Below are 20,262 nucleotides of genomic sequence, written 5' to 3'. Positions count from 1 at the left end.
CTGCGCCCGGGGCGCCACCGCCACTGCGCAAGATCGGGACCGCAGGCGGTGCCGATCTGCGCGATGCTGGGGCCGCCCATCAGGAACCGCCCATGCCAGCAGCCACCTCGGTCGTCTTCAACCGCCAGCGCAGCGTCGAGCGCGTCGTCGCCCATCTGCAGGCCAGCATCCGCGCCGGCGAACCGCTGCCGGACCTGGCCGCACTGGCGGCAGTGGCGCAGCAATCGCCGCATCATTTTCATCGGGTCTATCGCGCACTGGCCGGCGAAACCCTGGGGCAGACCATCGCGCGGCTGCGCCTGAGTCATGCGCTGCATCTGCTGGGCGAGCAGGCGACATCGGTCACCGAGGTGGCGCTGGCGGTGGGCTATCACACCCCGCAGGCGCTGGCACGCGCGTTTCGCACCGTGCTGCAGGCCAGCCCGAGCAGCTTGCGCAACGCGCCCGCCGTGCGCGCGCAGAAACTGCAGCAGCTGGCCAGGCCCTCGGTGCCGCCGCAGGTGTCCGGCGCGCCCCTGCAGGTGCTGGTGCAGGTGCTCGATCCGCTGGAAGTGGTGGTGCTGCGCCAGCGTGGCGCCTTCGACGAGCTGGACCGTGGCTTCGGCCGCATCGCGGCCTGGGCCGAGCGCGCCGGTGCGATCGCGCAACTGCAGTCCTTGATCGGCCTGCCGCTGAGCGACCACCGCGACATGCCGGCGCATCGGCACCTGTTCGAATGCGGCATGGCCTTCGACGCCGCCCTGGCACCGCCCGCGCCGCTGCAACTGCGCCGGCTCGACGGCGGCACGCATGCGGTGTTGCGACACATCGGTGCGTATGCCGGTATCGAAGACGCACTGGACCTTCTGCTCGCGCAATGGTTACCACACAGCGGCTACGTCCTGCGCGCCGCGCCGCTGCATTACCTCTACCTTGACGACCCGGAAGCAGTGGCAGAGGCAGCGTTGCGTGCAGATATCCGCGTGCCGGTCCAGCCTTCGACCGACGCCGTTGCCGCCGCCTGAGCCGCCACCGGCAGGAACACCATCTGCGGCGGCGGATGCATCAGGAACTGCTGGTGCGAAATATTCCAGGCATATGCGCCGGCCAGCGGGAAGGCCAGGCAGTCGCCCGGTGCCAGCGCGGCGACGTGCTGGTTGCGCGCCAGCACGTCCTTCGGCGTGCACAGCTGCCCGACCAGGGTGACCGGGGTGTCGCGCAGCACCGGGGCATGCGCGCCACGCAGCACACGGAACGGGTGATCGTGCCCCTGCGCGGCCGGGGTGCGGAAGTGATGGGTGCCGCCGCGGGCGATCGCAAACCATGCTCCGTGGCTGCGCTTGAGGTCCAGCACGTCCATCAGGTACCAGCCGCAGCTGGCGCTGACATAGCGGCCGGGCTCCAACCGCAGGCGCAGCGCCTGGGCGTGTTCACGCAGCAAGCCAGGCAGGCCGGCGCAGAAGCCGGCCCAGTCGAACGACGATTCCGGCGCCAGATAATCCACCCCGAAGCCGCCGCCGGCATTCACCCGCAACGGGCCGAGCCCATAGCGTTGCCGCCACTGCTGCACGGTGCGCAGGTAGGCGGCGATCAGATGCAGCTGCGCGCCGGCGTCGCGCTGGTGCGACATCAGGTGGAAATGGAAGCCCTCCAGCCGCAGCGAGGGGCTGGCCCGCAGGCGTTGCATCGCCGCATCCAGATCGTCCGGGTCCAGGCCAAACGGCGAGGGCTGCCCGCCCATCATCAGGCGCGTGCTCTGCGCACCGGGCACGGCGATGTTCATGCGCAGGAATACCGGCACGCAGCGGCCGGCCTGCGCCGCGATCGCGGCCAGGCGTTCCAGTTCGCCCAGGCTTTCCACATGCACGGTGCAGTCGGGCAGTGCGGCGGCCTGGGCCAGTTCGGCATCGAGCTTGCCCGGGCCGCCGAACAACAACGCAGCCCTGGGCTGTTGCCGATGCAGCCAGGCCAGTTCGCCGCCGGAGGCCGCCTCGAAGCCATCCACGTGCGGGGCGAGCGTTTGCAGGATTGGTGGCTCTGCATTGGCCTTGGCCGCGTAGAACAGCTCGCACGCTTCGGGCAGCTGCGCGCGCATCCACGCCGCATGCGCATCCAGAGCGCCCAGGTCGTAGACGTAGGCGCACAGCGGGCCATCGCTTTGGTCGCGGATGCCCGGCAATGCCTGCATCACTGCGTCACCATCGATGCGCAGGCTCATGCCGCCACCCGCCGTGTCGCCGCGCTGCGTGGAATCGGGTTGGGCAGCGCGGTGTAGTCGGATTGGCGGTCGGCGCGTTGCCACAGCCGCGTGCCCAGGTTGTTCTTGCCGGGCAGCGGCGCGCCCTCGAGCAGGCCCTGTAGTGCGGCCTGCGCGCCATGGCGCTGCTGCCAGCGCGCGGCGAGCTCGCCCACGCACTGCCACAGGCGCGCGTCCAGCACGGCATCGCCTTCGCTCAGGTGGAAGATCGCCTCGGCCAGATTGTTGACCAGCGCGCAGTACGCCACGCGATTCCAGCCCTGTTCCGGCGTGTAGTACAGCGATTGCCGCGCGCGTTCGCCCACGCCCTGCAAGCGCGTGGCGGGCCAGTGGTGCGCGAGCAGCTTGGTGCCTTCGAGGTCGCGGATCCACACCCGCGTCGGCCAGCCGTCGGCAAACCCGATCACGGTGTTCTGCAGATGCGGTTCCAGCGCAATGCCGTGCTGGAACAGCGCGCTCCATACGCCATCCAGCAGCAGGCCGGCATAGGCGCGGAACCACAGCAGCGTGGCGGTGTGGCGATCCAGCTGCGCGCCACCCAATGCCTGCAGCCTGGACGCACACACGCTGTTGCCCTGCGCATCGCAGGTGAACAAGGCTGCGGCCACCTGCGGCTGCCACCGCGCCCGCTGCGCGGCAGTCAGGGTCTGCCGATACAGGATGCCGAAGCTCTCTGACAGGCCACGCGCCGCCAACGGGTCGGCATCGTGCAGGGCGGGATCGATCTGGGCGATCTCCAGCGAGGTCGCCGCAGGCTCCAGCATCACGTCGAAGCCCGGCACCTGCGCTGCCAACGCACGCCAGCTCGGCGCCAGCAGCTCGGTCAGCGCGACCGCACTTTCCAGCTCGTACCAGGCGTTCTTGCGCACGCAGTTGGTCAAGCGCACATGCACCGAGCATTTGAGGAAATAGTCCAGCTCCGGGTGATACAGCGTGCGCACCGACGAGGTGGGCCGCAGGGCATCGCCCAGCGCACCGACCGGCGTGATCAGGCCGCGCCCCTGCAGGGTGCGCAGCAACGGATCGTCGAGCAGGCGCTGCGCTTCCCACGGGTGGCAGGGATACAGGTCGTCGTCGCCGGAGAGCTGGCGCAGGCTCGCACGCACATCGCGGCCCTGCATGCGCAGCAGCCGTGGGTCGATGCGGAACCAGAACAGCTGGAACGCGGCGCGCGCTTCCGGCGCGCAGGCCAGCACCTGCGCCAGGTCGACGCCTTCGCGGCTCTTGGGCGTGGGATGCAGGGCATGCCCCCACAGCATCGATTGTTCGGCGTCGATCATCGCCTCGCCGGTCGGCGCGGTGCGGTGCGCCTGTCTCAATAACGCAGCGGTGACCGCCACGCTGTTGGCGCTTTGCGCGAGCAGTTCCGGATTGACCGCCTGCGCGCTGCCCAGCGCCTGCAGCAGGCAGCGCGCCAGGGCATGCGCGTCCAGGCTCTGCCATGGTTGGCCGGCGCCCTTGAGGAACGGCGTGGAGGCAAAGCGGCAGCGGCCCAGGCGATCGGCGTAGGCAATGCGCACGCACAGCACACCGGCATCGCCCAGATCGATCCGCAGCCAGCGCTGCTCGGCCACGCGCGGGCCGGGCCGATCCAGGCCGCGGTAATCGAAGTCCACGACGCGTTGCGGAATCGCGAACTCGCGCAGGTAGCAGTTCAACCAGCAACTGCAGGCCTGCGCGTCGGCCATGCTGTCGTACCAGGGGTCATGCATCGTGTGCGGCGACATCGGTCGATCTCCTCGAAGGGAAGCGCACCAGGACGGTGAGCGCAGCGGCCGCCGCAGCCAGCGCGGCAGCCAGGAAGGGGGTGGCGGGGCCGGCCGCCTGGGTCAGCGCGCCGGCAGCGGCACCGGCAAACACGCCGGCCCATTTGCCGCAGGCGTCGAAGCGGCCGAACAGGCGCCCGGCGCCATGCCCGCTGGCGACCTGCGCCAGGCGGCGGTTGAGCCCGCGCAGGCCGAACAACATGCCCAGGCCGAACAACAGCCGCGCCGCTGCCAATGCGACGGCGTCGTGCAACAGCGCCTGCCACAGGCAGGCCACCGCAAACAGCACCAGGCCGGGCACCAGCCAGGCGTCGCCATCGCCGCGCCGCCACCACGGCAGCACCACCAGGTAGACCAGGTGCGGCAGGCTGTAGAGCAGGCCGGCCAGCGCGTCGTGGCCGGCGCCGCGCGCCAGCGCATACGGGATGAAGTAGGGGAAGGTCACCACCATCGCGAAGCAGAACAGGAACTGCGCGACCAGCAACGCAGGCCACAGGGCGCTGGCCGTCGTGGCGGTCCGTGCTGACGCCGACAGCGACGCTGCAGCGTCTGCGGAACGCGTGGACTGCGCAGTGGACGCTGCCGGCCGCGCCGCAGGCCGGTCGGCCGGCAGGCGCCAGGTCAGCGCGAACGCCAGCAGCGGCAGCAGCGCAAGCGCGCGATACAGCGACTGCGCCGGGCCAAGCGCCACTGCCAGGCCCAGCAACGCCGGCGCGCTGACCATCGCCAGGCGTGCCGAGTACTGCGTCCAGTCGAGCGCGCGCGCCAGCGGGCCGGCCTGCGGCTGGCTGGCCAGGTACGCATTGGCCGCCGCCAGCGAGCCGCCGCAGGTGCCTTGCACGATCAGGCCGATCACCAGCCAGCTCAGCGACGGCGCGAAGCCGGCGATCGCAAAGCCCAGCGCCAGGCCCAGCTGCGCACGCAGCAACGAACGCTTGCGTCCATAGCGGTCGGCCAGGCGCCCCCAGGTGCCGGCCGTCAACGCAGTGCACAGCGTCGGCAACACGTACAGCACGCCGCTCCAGCCAACCGCCGCCGAAGGCGCCAGCTCGGCCAGCACCTGCGGCAGAAACAGCGGCATGCCCAATGCGGTGAAGGCGGCCAGGTAATGCGCCGCCAGCACCGGGCCCAGGATGCGCTTCATCGCTGGGCACCCGCCTGCCGACGCGGCCTCTGCTGCGCGCCAGCGAAGGCGTCGCCGAAGGGGTTGGGCGCGCTATCGCCGTAGAACTTGTTGATGTCGCTCGCACCGGTGAGCTGTTTGCTGAGCAGGCTGCCGGCGCTGAGCAGGTACTTTACCGGCAGCCGCGGTGCGGCCAGCATGCGGCGTGCGGGGCCGGTGTCGATGCCGTCGCGGTCCAGCTGCGCCAGCGTCGCTGCGAACTGCGTCTGCAGCTGCGCATACAGCGGCGCGCGCAACGCGGGCTGCCATTCGGCCAGACCTTCCAGCACCGCCTGCAGGTCCAGTTGCAGCACGATGGTGCAGAACATCTGCGCCAGGGCGTGCGGGTCGTCTACCGCGATGCGCGCATCGTGCAGCGCGCCCAACGTATCCAGATCCGGCAGCTGTGTGCGCAACTGCGGCAGCGCGATGCGGGCGGCGTCGTTGTCCTTCATCAGCAGCCGCGTCGCCTGGCCATCGGCGTAGACCAGCACGCTGTTCTGCTGATTGGCTTCCAGCGCGATGCCGTAGCGCAGCCACAGGCGCAGATGCACCGCCAGCATCAGCTCGGTGTACTCGCGCCACCAGCCGAGCACATCGCCCTGTGCAAAGCGCTCGGCCAGATGGATCGCCATCGGCCGGCCATCGGGCAACCGCGCGCACAGCGCGGCCACCGGTACCAACGTAGTGGCGTCCAGCGGTGGGTAACGCCGCAGCAGATAGGCCAGATGACGGGTCTGTCCCACGTGCCCGCCATGCGATTCGTCCACGAACACGCAGCGGCCGCGCAACGCCGGATCCCGCGCATCGATGCGGCGCAGTGCGCGCTCCAGCCAGTGGCCGTCGTACAGCGTGGAGGGTTTGATCAGGCGCAGATTGAGCGCGCCCAGCGTGCGCATCGGAATCGGCAGCTTGAGATGCAGCTGCGGATGCTGCAGCGGCACCAGCGTGCGGACCGACAGGGTGGGGCGTACCTCCAGCCATGCCTGCGGCGCCCGCAACGTGCCTGGCGGCAGTGCAAACCCGTCCTGCTCCAGCCGCGCCCACACCAGCGGATGCACCGGCCAGGCAACGTGCGTGTCGGCCAGCGCGGGCGGCAGGCCCAACGTGGCGAAGTCCGGCCACAACTCGGCCGGCGCGGCGCCGGTGCAGCTGACCTGCGCCCGCGGAATCGCCAGCCAGCGCAGCGCGAAGCTGGGCGCGAACTCGGGCGCGTAATCGCGCAGTTCCGAGGCCTCCAGCCCGGCCTTGGCACGTGCGGTCGGATAGAACGGATGGTCGCGGTAGCTGGCCAGTTGATCGCAGCGATACGCACGCTCGGCTGCATCCGGATGCTGCAATGCGTTGAGCAACGCAGGTGCCTGGGCATCGAAGGCCTGGCGCGCCAGGCCCAGGTGGGCGGCGGCGCACTCGGCTTCTTCGGCATAGGCGCGATGCAGCTGTTGCGTCTCCACGTCCAGTTGCGCGCTGATGCGCTGCAGCCAGGCCTGCGCACCGCGTTCGACATGCGCGCCATCGGCGCCCTGCACGATCCAGCTGTCGCCGCAGGCACCGATGTCCTGCAGATAGCCCTGCCGATGGATCGGCAACCACAGCGTGCCAGCGGGCAGGTGTGCGATGCGCCACCAGCCCTCCACCGGGCTGGGGTCGGTCCATGCCGCCAGCACGCTTGCCTCGGGTGTGGCGGCGCTGCCGCGCGAGGCGATCCCGCGCAGGTCCTCGCGCAGGCAGGCATCGATGATGCGGGTGGCGATGTAGCGCTGGTCGGCGGCGCTGCTCATGCGCGCAGCTCCGCGCCATCGATCCGCCACTGCAGTCCCGCTTCGGCATGCACCACCGCCTGTTGCAGCGCCTGTGCATCGCTGGCCACGGCGCTCAGCACACCCAGGTAATCCTTGTTGGAATGGCTCAGGCGGATGCGCTCGCCGGGCGCACGCATGCGCCGGTAGTGCACGTCGCTGTGCGCATCGTGGTGGCGGCGGTCTTCGCTGGCGGTCACCAGCTCGCCGTCCTGCTCGGCCACGTAGTAACGCAACAAGGCATGGGCGCGATCGCAGCGCAGCTGCGGCAGCGGCAGGCCCAGATGCGGCGCCAGCGCGGCGGTGAACCACTGCCTGCCGAACATGTCGTCGAGCAGGAACTCGCGGCGGTCGCCGATGCTGCGGTAGTTGATCTCCACCAGCACCGGGCCGTCATTGGTGAGGATGAATTCGCTATGGCACAACCCGAAGCCGACCCCGAAGCTGCGCAGCTGTTGCAGCGCCTGCGCAATCACCGGCGTGTCCACGCGGGCATCCCACTGCGCCTCGCATTCCACGAAATGCGGCGGCGGCGACAGCCGCACCTGGAAGCCGCCCAGCGCCTGCAGGGTGCGGCCGTCGCCCAGCGTTTCCAGCGTGAACAGCGCCCCTTCCAGCATGCCTTCCAGCAGCACGGTGCGCTGCGGATGGCGCTGCCACACATCGTCCAGATAGGCCTGCAACTGTGCGGCGTCTGCGCAGTGGCGCACATCCACACTGGCCACGCCCTCGCGCGGCTTGGCCACCACCGGCCACGGAATGCCGGCCGGCAACGCCGTACCCGGCGCCAGCGTGCAGAACCACGGTGATGGCAGTCCATGCGCGCGCAGGCGCTGACGCATCGCCGCCTTGTTCTTGGCCGCGTAACAGACCTGCCAGTCCTTGCCGGGCAGGCCAAGACCCGCTGCGACCAGCGCCGTGCTGGTCTGCAGATGATCGCTGTTGCTGAACACTGCGCGCGGTGACACATCGGCGTCGTGCAACGCATCCAGCACGCCGAGCGGGTTGAACACATCGCATTCGATCACCCGCTGCGGCGCATGCGCGGGGTGCTCGCGGAAATGGCTCAGGTGATCGAGCCGGTGGTCGGTCAGCAGCCAGACCGGCAGGCCGAGCGCGTGCGCGGCCGGCAGGAAGCCTTCGGTGATGGCCGGATGGCAGACATGGGTGAGGATCACCAACGGTGCAGCGGATGTCGCAGTCATGGCAGCTCTCGTTCAACAGGACGGTGGAAAAACCGGTACTGAAACGGGCTGCCTGGCGCCGCGATGGCGGTGGGTGGCCTGCGATACGGCGATCGCATGCCGCATGCTGCGGCAGGGAGACGTGCCTCATGCACGCCGTGTTGTCTGCGGCGCGCGCCAGCGCGAGCGCCGTTGCCGTCAGCCGACCGACGCCCCTGTACGTCGGTCGCGACGGCATGTGCCGGGTCGAAGGCCTAAAACGTGTATTCCAGCCCGGCGGTGACGGTGCGCGACGGTGCGGCCTGGCGGCCCCACGGGCTGGTATCCACACCGCGGAACCAGTACTGCCGATCGAACAGGTTGTTGATCGCCAGCGACGCGCTGAATTTCTGTCCATCGCGTTCGAACAGGGTATGGCTCACCTGCGTGTTCCATACCCAGTACGAGGGCAGCTCGCCGACCGAGGCGATGGCGTTCTCCTGCACGGTGTTGGCGGCATCGCTGTAGGCCTTGCTGAAGTAGTAGCTCGACAGTGCGACAGTGGTGTGACCGAGCGTGTAGTTGCCGCCCAGGGTGATCTGGTTGCGCGAGGTATAGGGCACGCGCAGCCCGCGGAACGCGCCCGACTCCTGGCTGGCATCCAGATACGCATAACCGGCGTTGAGGGTGAGCGCACGCAGGTTTTGCGGGCTCCATTGCAGTTCCAGCTCGCCGCCCTGATGGCGGGTCTTGCCGAGGTTGCGGAACACGCGCGTGGTGTTGTCCAGCTGGATCTGCTGATCGAAGTCGATCAGATACGCACCGAGCTGGATGCGGGTGCGGTCGTTGGGCTGATAGCGCGTGCCGGCTTCGTAGTTCCACGCCAGTTCGGCATCCAGGTTGTTGCCGAAGATGATCTGGGTGACCTGCGGCGCGCGCAGCGAACGTTGCCCGTCCGCATAGAAGAACCACTGTGCGTTGGCCTGGAAACCCAGCGTCAGACCTGGCAGGACATCGCGGGTCTGGTTGCGCGTGCGCAGGCCGGTGGCGCGATTGAAGTAGCGCGAATCCAGCCGCTCATAGCGCAGGCCCGGGGTGATGGTCAGGCGTTCGTCGGGCAGGGTGATCGCGTTGCTGACGTAGGCGGCCAGGGCGCGGTCTTCGAACTGCCAGTCACGCACGCTGGTGAACAGGCCATCGCGCAGGCGCAGATTGCCGACCAAAAAATCGATGTCCTCGTGCACCGCACGCACGCCGGCAGTCCATTGCTGGCGCACGCCACCGGCCTCGCCCATGGTCCAGCTCAGGCGCGGCTCGCTGCCGGCCACGCGGAAGTCGCGCGGTGCGGTCTGGCGCAGTTGCGGCGGCAGGTCCGAACGCCAGGTTTCGGTGGCGGCCTGGCGCATGCCGACAATGAAGTTGCGACTGCTGCGCGCGCTGAAGTTGGTCCAGGACAACCGCACATCCTGCAGCGGCCCCCAGTCTCCAAGCAGCTGCTCATAGCTCAGCGACGCACGCGTGGTACGCCCGTTGAAGCTGTCCAATGGGCGCGTGGACTGGCGCGGATCGCGCCGGTAATCGTCCGGGCTGAGTGCGCCGGCCAGGTCCATGTCCACCAGATAGCGCTGCACGCTGGCCTTGAGCAACTTGGTGTCGTCCAGCCACCACTCCGCGCGCACGCGCAGATTGCTGATGTCGGTATCGCTGTGTGCGCGCCAGTACTCGCCGTAGGTGCGATTGGCATCGACCTGCAGGCCGAAATTGTCGCTGAGGTAGCCGCCGCTGCTGAGCGCGCTGTCCTGCAGGAACTGGCCCTGGCCGCCGGCGGTGACCTTGTGCGCCAGCGTGGTGCTCCACTGGCTGGGGATCTCCTTGCTGACCAGGTTGATCACGCCGCCCACGTTGTTCGGCCCGTACTGCACGGCCGCGCCACCGCGCACGATATCGATGCGGTCGATCTGATTCAGCCCCACCGGGAACAACGACAGGCTGGTCTGCCCGTACGGCGCCAGTGCCAGCGGAATGCCGTCTTCCAGCACCTGCACACGCCCGCTGCGGCTCTCGTACAGGCCGCGCAGCATCAGCTGCGGCAACGCGCCGGTGCCGGTCTCGTCGAAGATCTTGATGCCCGGCACGCGCTGCAGTGCATCGTCCAGCGAGCGGTTGCCGCCATTGCGCAGTTGTTCGCGGTCGATCACCTGCCGGCTGCCAGCATAGCGCTGCACGTCGTCGGGCCTGGAGCGCCCGAGCAGGCTGCCTTGCACCTGGATCGTGTCCAGCGCGCGGAGCGGCGGTTGCGCATCGGTGGCCGCCGCATCCGGCGACTCGACGGCAACTGCCAACTGCGGCAGGGGCAACGTGGCTGCAGCGATGGCGATGGTCAGTGCGTGGAAACGGAACGTCGACATCTACGGCGTACTCCTGCGGGCGGGTGGTGGAGTGGGTGCGGCGAAGGTGGCCAGGTGAGTGCGCAGGGCGCGTTGAACCAGCGCGCGGTCTTCGCCGGCAAGCAGCCAGCGCAGGTCCGGTTGTTGCAGCCAGTGCGCGCGCTGCGCATCGGTGCGCGGATTGGGGCAGAACGGCACGTCGGCCGCAACGCAGTGCGCATGCAGTTGCAGCAGCAGCGCCCACACCCGTGGATGGGTCGGCTGCGGGCCCAGGCCCAGATCCAGCGCAAGATCCAGTGCGCCCTCCATCACCACTGCCACGCCGGGCACGGCCAGCATCTCCGGTAGCGCCGCAATGCCGGCGGCACTTTCGATCATCGGCACGATGCGGATGCCGTCATTGGCCTGCGCGATGTAGGTGGGCAGGTCGACAGTGCCGAAGCCGGTGACACGCCCGCCGGTGATGCCGCGCCGGCCCAGCGGCGGAAACCGCGCCGCGGCGATGGCATCAGCCAGTTGCGTGGCCGATTCGGCGCGCGGAATCACGATTCCGCGCGCGCCGGCATCCAGCACCCGGCCGATCAGTTTTTCGTCCACTTCCGGCACCCGCACCCAGGCCTCGCAGCCGGACAGCTCGCAGGCGCGGATGGCGTGTTCCAGGTCGTCCGGCGCGCGCAGCACGTGCTCCAGATCGAGCACCACAAAGCCGTAGCCGATGCGGCCCAGCAGCTCGCACAACTGCACGCTCGGCACTGCGTTGAGAACGCCAACCGCAAACGTCATGGATGAGGCCGCCAATGGAACGGGCGCTCATCCTGCTCCGGATGGGAATGATTATCAAGTGGATTTGAGGGGCAGTTTTCGGTGCCCTGGTCGCAGTTTTATCAATGCAGGCGTGCGAGCCGTTCCGCACTGAAGCACCTGCACGCCACAAGAAAAGACCCGCAGGCGCTGCCGGCGGGTCTTCGTTTTCGTGCGGCGCTGCGTGGTCCCGCGCGCGATTACGAGGCCGGCACCCGCAATGCCCGATACGGCGGGGTGGACATCACCATCTCGGCCAGCGAGTAGGCCAGTTCGCGTTCGGCCAGCACGGCGCCGTCGGCGCCATGTTCGAGCAGGTGCTTGACCTCGGTATCGCTGTGCGCGCGTGCCAGCAGCGTCAGCGACGGGTTGATCGCGCGCAGTTTGGCCAGCGCCTCGCCGGCTTCCAGCGGCTGCGGAATCGCCAGAATCGCGATCTTGGCATGCTCCGGGCGGGCTTCGGCCAGCACGCGGTCGGCCGCCGCACTGCCGCGGATGCCGGGAATGCCGGCCGCATGCGCCTTGGCCACGTGATCGCCGTTGTCGTCGATCACCAGCACCGGCACGCCGCGGCTGCGCAGCAACTGCGCCAGCGCACTGCCCACGCGCCCATAGCCGATGACGATCGCATGGCCGTCCAGCGGCAGCGGCGGGCCGGGCGGCAGCTCCGGCTCTACCTTGGCCGGGGCGTCCTGCGCCTGCCTGGCCTGCCAGCGGTCCAGCCACGAGAACAGGAACGGGTTGGCGATGATCGACAGCAGCGCACCGGCCAGGATCAGGTCGCGCCCGGTTTCCGGCAGGATGGCCAACTGCACGCCCAGCCCGGCCAGGATGAAGGAGAACTCGCCGATCTGCGCCAGGCTGGTGGAAATGGTCAGCGCCGTCCCGGTGGGATGGCCGAACGCACGCACGATCACGAACGCGGCCAGCGACTTGCCCAGGGTCACGGTCAGGAACGTGGCCAGCACCTGCCACGGATGCTCCACCAGGATCATCGGGTCGAACAGCATGCCCACCGAGACGAAGAACAACACCGCGAATGCATCGCGCAACGGCAGCGAATCGCTGGCGGCCTTGTGGCTGAGCTCGGATTCCTTCAGCAACATGCCGGCGAAGAACGCGCCCAGCGCGAACGACACCCCGAACAGCGTGGCCGACAGGAACGCCACGCCGAGCGCGATGCCGAGCACGGCCAGGGTGAACAACTCGCGCGAGCCGGTGGCGGCGACCTTTTCCAGCGACCACGGAATCACCCGGCGGCCGACCACCAGCATCACCGCCACGAACGCCACCATCTTGAACAGCGTCAGGCCGAGCGCGGCCAGCAGCGAGGTGGATTCGCCGTCATGCGCCGCTGCCGGCGCGCCGCCGCCCAGCACCTCGGCCAGGGCCGGCAACATCACCAGCGCGATCACCATCACCAGGTCTTCGACGATCAGCCAGCCCACCGCAATGCGGCCGCGCTGGGTTTCCAGCAGGCGGCGTTCTTCCAGTGCGCGCAGCAGCACCACGGTACTGGCCACCGACAGCGCCAGGCCGAACACCAGGCCATGCATCAACGGCCAGCCCATGCTCCAGGCCAGTGCCCAGCCGAGTAGCGTGGCGACCACGATCTGCGCCAACGCGCCCGGAATCGCGATCCATTTCACTTCCATCAGGTCGTCGAGCGAGAAGTGCAGGCCCACACCGAACATCAGCAGCATCACGCCCAGCTCGGACAGCTGGTTGGCCATCGTCTGGTCGGCCACGAAGCCGGGCGTGAATGGCCCGACGCAGACGCCGGCCAGCAGATAGCCGACCAGCGGCGAGAGTTTCACTTTCTGTGCGAGCGTGCCCAGCACGAAAGCGACCGCGAGGCCGACGGCGATGATGTCGATGAGGCTGGTGTCGTGATGCATTCCAATCCGTTGTGAGAGTGTCCGAGAGAGCGTCGCGGGCGCGACCAGCCAACGGCACTGCGCCGGGCACCGCCTGCGGGCATTGCGTGGTCATGGCTGGAGTCCGGCGCGGGGGAACAGGACCGCGTTGCTGGTCCGGTTGGCCGGACGCCCATAGTACACAGCGCTTGATTAACGTGATGCGACACGCAGCGCATGCACGCACGCGGACGCATGCATCGGACCTCCGCGCGCATGGCGCCCTGCGCGCGCTGGCGCAGGCTGCGATGCACGGCGCATGCCCGGCACGCCGATTCAACATAGACGACACCGCTTCGCCCCTGCGCAAGGCCGCTGCGCGGTGGCGGCCGACAATCGGAGCCCCCAGTGGAGTGCCTGCGTTGTCCGGCAGGCCCACGCCCTCATCGCCCCTGTTGCGGGCGATGCCCTACGAGCCAGGCCATGCATCTCAGCGATTTCGCAACACCCCAATTCCGGCACGATCCCTATCCGACCTACGCACGGCTGCGTGACGAAGGGCCGCTGGTGCAGGTGGCGGACGGGCGGCTGATGTCCGGCCGCTACGCGGTGGTCGATCGGCTGCTCGGCGATCGCCGGCTCGGCCGCGATTACCTGCAAAGCATTCGGTTGCGTTACGGCGGGGCGGCGGTGCACCTGCCGCTGTTTCAGGGCATGAGCCGCATGTTCCTGCTGCTCAACCCGCCGCTGCACACCCAGTTGCGTGGATTGATGACACAGGCCTTCGGTGCGCGGCAGATGGAGTCCATGCGCCAGGTGGCCGGCGATATCGCCGCCGGGTTGATCGACGCTTTCCAGGCAAACGGCCACTGCGATCTGCTGACCGAGTTCGCGTTCCCGCTGCCGATCGCCATCATCTGCCGGATGCTGGACATCGATGCGGCCGATGCCACCGCGCTGAGTCATGCGACCAGTGCCCTGGCAAAGGTCTTCGATCCGATGATGACGGCCGAAGAACTGCAGGCGACCAGTGTTGCCTACGACCAGCTGGCAGCGTATTTCCACGACGTGATCGCGCAACGCCGCAGCGATGGCGGCGACGATCTGATCACGCGCTTCATCCAGGCCGAGGACAACGGCCGCCGCCTGAGCGATGAGGAGATCGTCTCCAACGTGATCCTGCTGTTCTTTGCCGGCCACGAAACCACCTCCAACATGATCTGCAATGCGCTGGTCGCCCTGCATCGGCACCCGCAGCAATTGCGCCTGCTGCAGGACACCCCGAGCCTGCTGCCCAATGCAGTGCTCGAGTGCATGCGTTACGACAGCTCGGTGCAGATCGCAACGCGCACGGCCTTGCAGGAGTTCGAGATCGAGGGCGTGGCGGTTCCGCAAGGCGCCATGCTCTACCTGATGCTGGGCGCGGCCAATCACGACAGCCTGCAGTTCACCGACCCGCAGGTGCTGGATATCCGCCGGCAGCAGGGCCGCGCGCTGTCCTTCGGCGGCGGCATCCACCATTGCCTGGGCAACCGGCTGGCCCTGATCGAGATGGAGGCCGCGCTGGCCTGCCTGCTGGACCGTCTGCCGGCGCTGCGGCTGGAGCAGCGCGACACGCTGAGCTGGAACGACCGCGCCAACCTGCGCGGTGTCGACGCGCTGCTCGCCTCCTGGTGAGGTCACCGGCCCACAGCAGCCAACAAACCCTCCCACACGCTGCACGGATGGCGGCAACGCGTTGACCACGCCCGCCGACGCACGGTGGGCCATCACTATGGCGTTCAACGGGACAGACACCATTGCGGTAGATGGCACAGCCGCTGCACGCATGTTGCGATGGCCACAACGACAAACACCGCCGAGCGATCGGCGGTGTTTGCGTGAGAGATGCGCTGATCGAAACGTTCGATCAGCACGTTGCGATCGAGCGTGGCGACCTAGAACCGATAGGTGACCCGGCCGTACCAGTAACGCCCGTTGAAACCGAACGGTGACAGCGACGAATACTGCAGGCCGCCGGCGCGGTCGTCGTAGCCGGTGGTCAGCTGCGCCTTGGTCGGGTACTGGTTGGTGAGGTTGTCCGCGCCCACGGTGAAGGTGAACGCGTTCCAGGTCTGGCTGGCGGCCAGGTTCAACAGCCAGCGCGCATCGTAGGTCTGGTCCTGGCTGCCATCGGCCGGGTCGCTGATGCGCTTGATCGATCCGTAGCGGGTGGCGTTGAAGTTCAGCGCAAAGCCGCCCAGCGTCCAGTCTGCCGCGGCCATGTACTTGGTACGCGGGGTGGCATCGGTGAGCAGGCCCTGGCTGGCCCGCCCGAAGTTGGGGTTGGACAGTTCCAGGATCGTGGTCTTGTTGTAGTTGGCACTGGCACTGAGGTTGAGCTTGCCGTAGCTGCCCAGGTCGGCGAGATAGCTGTTGATCCAGTCCACGCCACGGGTGCGGCTGGTGGCGCCGTTGACGAAGAACTGCACCGCGGCCACCTGGCCGATCGGCTGCGCCAGCTGCAGCTGGTCCGAGTACAGGATCTGGTCCCAGATGCGGATCTGGTAGACGTCCAGGCTGGAGGTGAAGTTGGCCGTCGGCTGCCACACGCCGCCCAGGCCGTAGTTGGTGGACTTCTCCGGGCTCAGCGGGCCGGCGCCCAGCGCCACCGCGACCGGGTCGGAGGTGCGGTAGGTGCCGACCTGCACCAGCTCGCCGTTCTGGATCAAGGTCACCACCGAGGCATAGTTCTGCTGGGCCAGCGACGGCGCGCGGAAGCCGTTGGAGATGGTGCCGCGCAGCGAGAAGGTATCGCTGAAGGCGTAGCGCGCCGATAGCTTGCCCGAGCGCGTGGAGCCGGCGTCGCTGTAGTTTTCGTAACGCCCGGCGATGCCGCCGGACAGCTTGTCGGTGATGTCCGCTTCCAGGTTGGCGTAGACCGCGTTGCTGTGGCGGCCGAACTTGCCGGCCACCGACGGCTCAAGCCCGGAGAACACCTGGGCGCCGCCCGGATATGGGGCACCGTCGTCGGGATTGATGGTGTTGGGATCGAAGAAGTACGACGCCGGCGAGCCGGCGGTGATCTGGTAGCGGTCCTGGCGATGCTCGGCGCCGAAGGCCACATTGACCGGATACGCCAGGCCCCAGTCGAAGGACTTGTTGACGTCCAGGTTGATCGTGCCCTGTTCGGTTTCGAAGCCGCCGGAATTGAAGTTGGTCGGCGAGCTGCCGGTGGTGTAGTACAGGTTGGTATTGATGCTGTTGAGGATGTTGAAGTTCATGTCGTTCTTGCCGTAGGTGGCCGACATGTCCCAATTCCAGTCGCTCTCGGTGCTGCCCTTCAGGCCCAGCACCGCCGAGCGGTCATTGGTGGGATTGTAGATCTGCGGCAGGAAGCCGTTCGGGTAGATCGCCTGCACGTTGCGCGCGGTGTTTTCAGCTGCGCGGTAGTAACCGTTGGAGGTGACTTCGCGCCGGCTCATGCTGAGGTGGCCGTACAGCTCCAGGTTCGGCGAGAACGCATAGCCGAAGGCGGCCAGCCCCTGGTAGAACGTGGAGGCCGGGTCGCCGTGGCGCTGGTAGGGCACACCGCCCGGGTTGGGCGTGCCCGGCACGGTGGTGGCGCGGTTGGTGTTTTCGCCGCGGTTGGTGCTCATGGTGTTCTGGTAGTTCCAGGACAGCCGCACCCAGCCCGGAGCGGTATCGCCGCCGCTGCCGCCGAAGGGCAGGCCGACCGAGCCGTCGATGCCGTTCTGCTCGCCATCGCCCTTGTCCATGATGCCGCCATTGATCGACACGCTATTGCTGCCGGTATCGGCGCCATGCTTGAGCACGATATTGACCACGCCGGCGATGGCATCGGAGCCGTACTGGGCCGAGGCGCCGTCGCGCAGCACCTCGATGCGCGCGATGGCCGACATCGGCAGCGAGTTCAGATCGGCCGGCGCCGAACCGCGCCCGACGTAGGGGTTGTAGTTGATCAGCGAGGAGGTGTGATAGCGCTTGCCGTCGACCAGCACCAGCACCGCATCCGGCGACAGCCCGCGCAGCGTGGCCGGCCGCGCGGCATCGTTGCCGTCGGAGATCGCCGGGCGCGGGAAGTTCAGCGAGGGCAGCAGCTTGCCCAGCGCGGTGGCGATGTCGGTCGCGCCGGTGGCCTGCAGCGACTGCTCGGTGATGATGTCGATCGGCGATTCGGATTCGGCCACGGTGCGGTCGCTGACGCGCGTGCCGGTGACGATCAGCGTATCCAGGGTTTTCTGCGGCTGGGCAGGCTGCGATTGCGCACTGGCGGCAAACGTACAGACGGTGAGCGCGACCGAGATCGCAAGCGAGAGTGCGTTGGAGGTGTGCATGGGAATGGAGACTCAAGGGGGATGATGGACGCAGCACTGCGCTGCGTGTGGTGCGGGGGAAGAGGACGGCGGACTGCGTGATCCGTGTCGCCTGCACGCAGCGCGTGTGCGCTGGCGGGATGGCGGGCACGGCAAGGACAACGGACTGCGACGCAGCGTCTGCTGCGTGGCGCATCCTTGCGAAATGAGGGGGAACTCGCCCTGTCGCGACAATCGGAAAGGGCGAGCGATGCTGCGGGCGTGCCGCCTGGTCTCAGCGACGTGGGGCGCGGCGATCGAGGTGCCGGTCGTTGCCGACCGGAACGTGGCGATTTACCACTTGTAGCTCACGTTGGCATACACCAGCGCGCCGTTGAAACCGAACGGCGAGGCGCTGCTGTACGGCAGGTAGGTGCGCGTGCCCAGGCCGGCTTCCTGGCGGTCGGGATATTCGTTGAGCACGTTGTCGCCGCCGATGGTGAAGTTCCAGTCGTTCAACTTGTAGGACGCGGCCAGGTCCAGCGTCCACTTGGCCGCATAGGTCTGGTCGCTGCCGGCGTTGGTGCCGAAGGTGCTGAACTCGCCCCAGCGCGTGGCGGTGCCGGTGAACGACCAGTTGCCCGGCGACCAGGTGCCGCCCAGGAAGAACTTGTCGCGCGGCGTGCCTTCGGTGATGCGGCCCAGTTCGGCGCGGCCGATGCGCACCGCGCCCGGATCGATCGCTTCCAGCGCTGCCGGGTTGTCGGCGATCCGTTCCACGTCGGTCTTGTTGTAGTTGTAGCCGGAGGTCAGCTCCGCGCTGCCGCCGTCCAGGTTCCAGCGATAGGTGCCGACCGCATCCACGCCCTGGGTCTTGGTGTCCACCGCGTTGGTGAAGTAGCGCCCGCCACCGATGCCCGGGAAGCCATTGGCCTGCAGGTAGTTGCGCGCCGCATTGGAGGTGAGGTTTTCCGACAGCACGATGCGGTCATCGATCTCGATGCGATACGCATCGACCGTGATGTACAGGTTTTCGATCGGCTGCAGCACCACGCCAAGCCCGTAGTTCTTGGATTCCTCGGCCTTCAACGGCTCGGCGCCCAGTGCAATGGCGGCCGGGTTGTCGGTACGGAAGGTGCCGATCTCGAACGGGATCGCGGTGACCGTGCCGTTGGGCTGGGCCACGTTGAGGAACTGGGTGGCGATCGACTGGAAGTTCTGTTGCTGCAACGACGGCGCGCGGAAACCGGTGGAGGCGGTGGCACGCACTGCGATCTTGTCGGTGAACGCATAGCGCAGCGACAGCTTGCCGGTGGCGGTATCGCCGAAGTCGCTGTACTTCTCGTAGCGCCCGGCCAGACCGGCGGAGAACTTGTCGGTCAGATCCGCTTCCAGGTCCACATAGGCCGAGTGGCTGTTGCGGTTGTAGTAGCCGGCGTCGGAGAGCTTGAAGCCCGGGAACACCTGTGCGCCCGGGATCAACGCGCCATTGGCCGAGGGAATGCCACCGTTGGCCGAGGACGCCGCATCGCCGGGCGACTGGTTGAACTTCTCGCCGCGCCATTCCGCACCGAAGGCCAGGGTGACCGGATACGCCAGGCCCCAGTCCAGGGTCTTGGTGAAGTCGGCATTGAGCACGTTCTGGGTCACTTCCAGCGTGCCGGCATGGAAGTTGGTCGGGCTGGCCAGCCCCAGGCTGTTGTTCAAGCTGTTGCGTACATCGAAGGTGAGATTGTTCTGGCCGTAGTTGTAGCTCAGATCGATGTTCAGGCCGCCTTCGGTGGAGGTCTTCAAGCCACCGACCCACGACACGTCCTTGCTGACGTTGTAGATCTGCGGCAGGAAGCCGTCCGGGTAGATTTCCGGGCGGTTGCGGTTGTCGCCGGCAAAGCGGAAGTAGCCGTTGGACAGCACCTCGCGGCGGCTGACCATGCCGAACGAGTAGAAGGTCAGGTAATCGGTGGGGCTGTATTCGCCATTGAACGAGATGGCGCCCTGGTCGATGTCCGGGTCGCCGTAACGCTGCTCCACGCGGCCCTGGAAGGGCAGTGCGCGGTTGGTCTGGTCCGAGTGCCCGGCCTGCGCGGCCAGGTGCACCTTGCCGGTGCCGGCGAAGCTGAAACCGGCATCGCCGGACAATTGATACTGCTCGCCGTCGCCGGCGCTGTACTTGCCGTAGCGGCCATTGACGCTGCCGCCTTCGCCGCTGCCCTTGAGCACGATGTTGATCACGCCGGCGATGGCGTCGGAGCCGTACTGCGCCGACGCGCCGTCGCGCAGCACTTCGATGCGCTCCACCGCAGCGATCGGAATGGTATTGAGGTCGGCCGGCGACGAACCACGGCCCTGGGTGTCGTTGAGGTTGATCAACGCGGTGCTGTGGTAGCGCTTGCCGTTGACCAGCACCAGCACCTGGTCGGGTGACAGGCCGCGCAGCTGCGCCGGGCGCACTGCATCCGAGCCGTCGGAGATGGCCGGGCGGGGGAAATTCAACGAGGGGATCGCGCGTGACAGCGCGGTCGCCAGCTCGGTGGTGCCGGTCGATTCCAGCGCCTGCGGCGAGATGATGTCGATCGGCGATGCCGATTCGGCCACTGTGCGATCGGCCACGCGCGTGCCGGTCACGATCAGGGTATCGAGGGTTTTCTGGGTGGGAGCTTGTGACTGCGCGACTGCGCTTGAAGCGGAAAACGACAGTGCAAGAACAACGGCAACTGCGAGTGGACTGGTCTTGCAATTCATGCGGTGACAACTCCGAGTGGGGAACGGATGCATCGCAGGGGCCCCCTTCCCGGGC

At 67.9% G+C, this 20,262-nt stretch carries 13 protein-coding genes; 2 read left to right on the top strand and 11 right to left on the bottom strand.

The genetic code is table 11. The features are described 5' to 3' along the window. Positions 1-92: 92 nt before the first annotated feature. Complete coding sequence (locus tag H7A87_RS14795) at positions 93-1,004, top strand: GyrI-like domain-containing protein (RefSeq protein WP_232087856.1); 912 nt, start codon at positions 93-95, stop codon at positions 1,002-1,004. Here H7A87_RS14795 and H7A87_RS14790 read toward each other — a convergent pair. From H7A87_RS14790 to ybaL, 8 genes are all read right to left on the bottom strand, one after another. After that, complete coding sequence (locus H7A87_RS14790) at positions 908-2,197, bottom strand: type III PLP-dependent enzyme (protein ID WP_119127639.1); 1,290 nt, start codon at positions 2,195-2,197, stop codon at positions 908-910. The two genes, H7A87_RS14795 and H7A87_RS14790, sit on opposite strands and share 97 nt — an antisense overlap. After that, on the bottom strand, positions 2,194-3,963 hold the full coding sequence (locus tag H7A87_RS14785; protein WP_119127640.1) for an IucA/IucC family protein: 1,770 nt from the start codon (positions 3,961-3,963) through the stop codon (positions 2,194-2,196). The genes H7A87_RS14790 and H7A87_RS14785 overlap by 4 nt, the downstream gene beginning before the upstream one ends. Then, positions 3,941-5,146, bottom strand: coding sequence for an MFS transporter (locus H7A87_RS14780; RefSeq protein WP_119127642.1), 1,206 nt, complete (start codon positions 5,144-5,146; stop codon positions 3,941-3,943). Before H7A87_RS14780 ends, H7A87_RS14785 begins: the two co-directional genes overlap by 23 nt. Next, positions 5,143-6,945 (bottom strand): IucA/IucC family protein, encoded by a 1,803-nt coding sequence (locus H7A87_RS14775; RefSeq protein ID WP_119127644.1) that lies wholly within the window; start codon positions 6,943-6,945, stop codon positions 5,143-5,145. Before H7A87_RS14775 ends, H7A87_RS14780 begins: the two co-directional genes overlap by 4 nt. After that, on the bottom strand, positions 6,942-8,168 hold the full coding sequence (locus tag H7A87_RS14770; RefSeq protein WP_119127646.1) for a siderophore biosynthesis protein PvsA: 1,227 nt from the start codon (positions 8,166-8,168) through the stop codon (positions 6,942-6,944). The genes H7A87_RS14775 and H7A87_RS14770 overlap by 4 nt, the downstream gene beginning before the upstream one ends. A 233-nt stretch (positions 8,169-8,401) precedes the next feature. After that, entirely contained in the window at positions 8,402-10,534 is a 2,133-nt protein-coding gene (locus tag H7A87_RS14765) for a TonB-dependent siderophore receptor (protein WP_119127648.1), read from the bottom strand. Continuing rightward, on the bottom strand, positions 10,535-11,296 hold the full coding sequence (locus tag H7A87_RS14760) for an aldolase/citrate lyase family protein (protein ID WP_119127650.1): 762 nt from the start codon (positions 11,294-11,296) through the stop codon (positions 10,535-10,537). A 218-nt stretch (positions 11,297-11,514) separates the two neighbouring features. Then, positions 11,515-13,212, bottom strand: coding sequence for a YbaL family putative K(+) efflux transporter (gene ybaL / locus H7A87_RS14755; RefSeq protein ID WP_104650239.1), 1,698 nt, complete (start codon positions 13,210-13,212; stop codon positions 11,515-11,517). A gap of 441 nt (positions 13,213-13,653) precedes the next feature. Here ybaL and H7A87_RS14750 point away from each other — a divergent pair, with 441 nt between their 5' ends. Next, a complete protein-coding gene (locus tag H7A87_RS14750; protein ID WP_119127652.1) occupies positions 13,654-14,847 on the top strand; it encodes a cytochrome P450 in 1,194 nt (397 codons plus the stop codon). Positions 14,848-14,951: 104 nt separating this feature from the next. On the opposite strand, the gene H7A87_RS20930 is transcribed toward H7A87_RS14750, so the two are convergent. The 3 genes from H7A87_RS20930 to H7A87_RS14740 all read right to left on the bottom strand — a co-directional run bounded on the left by H7A87_RS20930 (position 14,952) and on the right by H7A87_RS14740 (position 20,207). Continuing rightward, positions 14,952-15,086: a hypothetical protein gene (locus H7A87_RS20930; RefSeq protein ID WP_255437892.1), complete on the bottom strand. Its 135-nt coding sequence runs from the start codon at positions 15,084-15,086 to the stop codon at positions 14,952-14,954. Positions 15,087-15,107: 21 nt separating this feature from the next. Beyond that, on the bottom strand, positions 15,108-17,507 hold the full coding sequence (locus H7A87_RS14745) for a TonB-dependent receptor (RefSeq protein ID WP_119127654.1): 2,400 nt from the start codon (positions 17,505-17,507) through the stop codon (positions 15,108-15,110). A 312-nt stretch (positions 17,508-17,819) separates the two neighbouring features. After that, complete coding sequence (locus tag H7A87_RS14740; RefSeq protein ID WP_104650241.1) at positions 17,820-20,207, bottom strand: TonB-dependent receptor; 2,388 nt, start codon at positions 20,205-20,207, stop codon at positions 17,820-17,822. Positions 20,208-20,262 lie beyond the last annotated feature (55 nt).

This window comes from Xanthomonas sp. CPBF 426 (assembly GCF_903989465.1).
GTDB lineage: Bacteria > Pseudomonadota > Gammaproteobacteria > Xanthomonadales > Xanthomonadaceae > Xanthomonas > Xanthomonas euroxanthea.
This window is presented reverse-complemented; position numbering and strand designations above follow the sequence as displayed.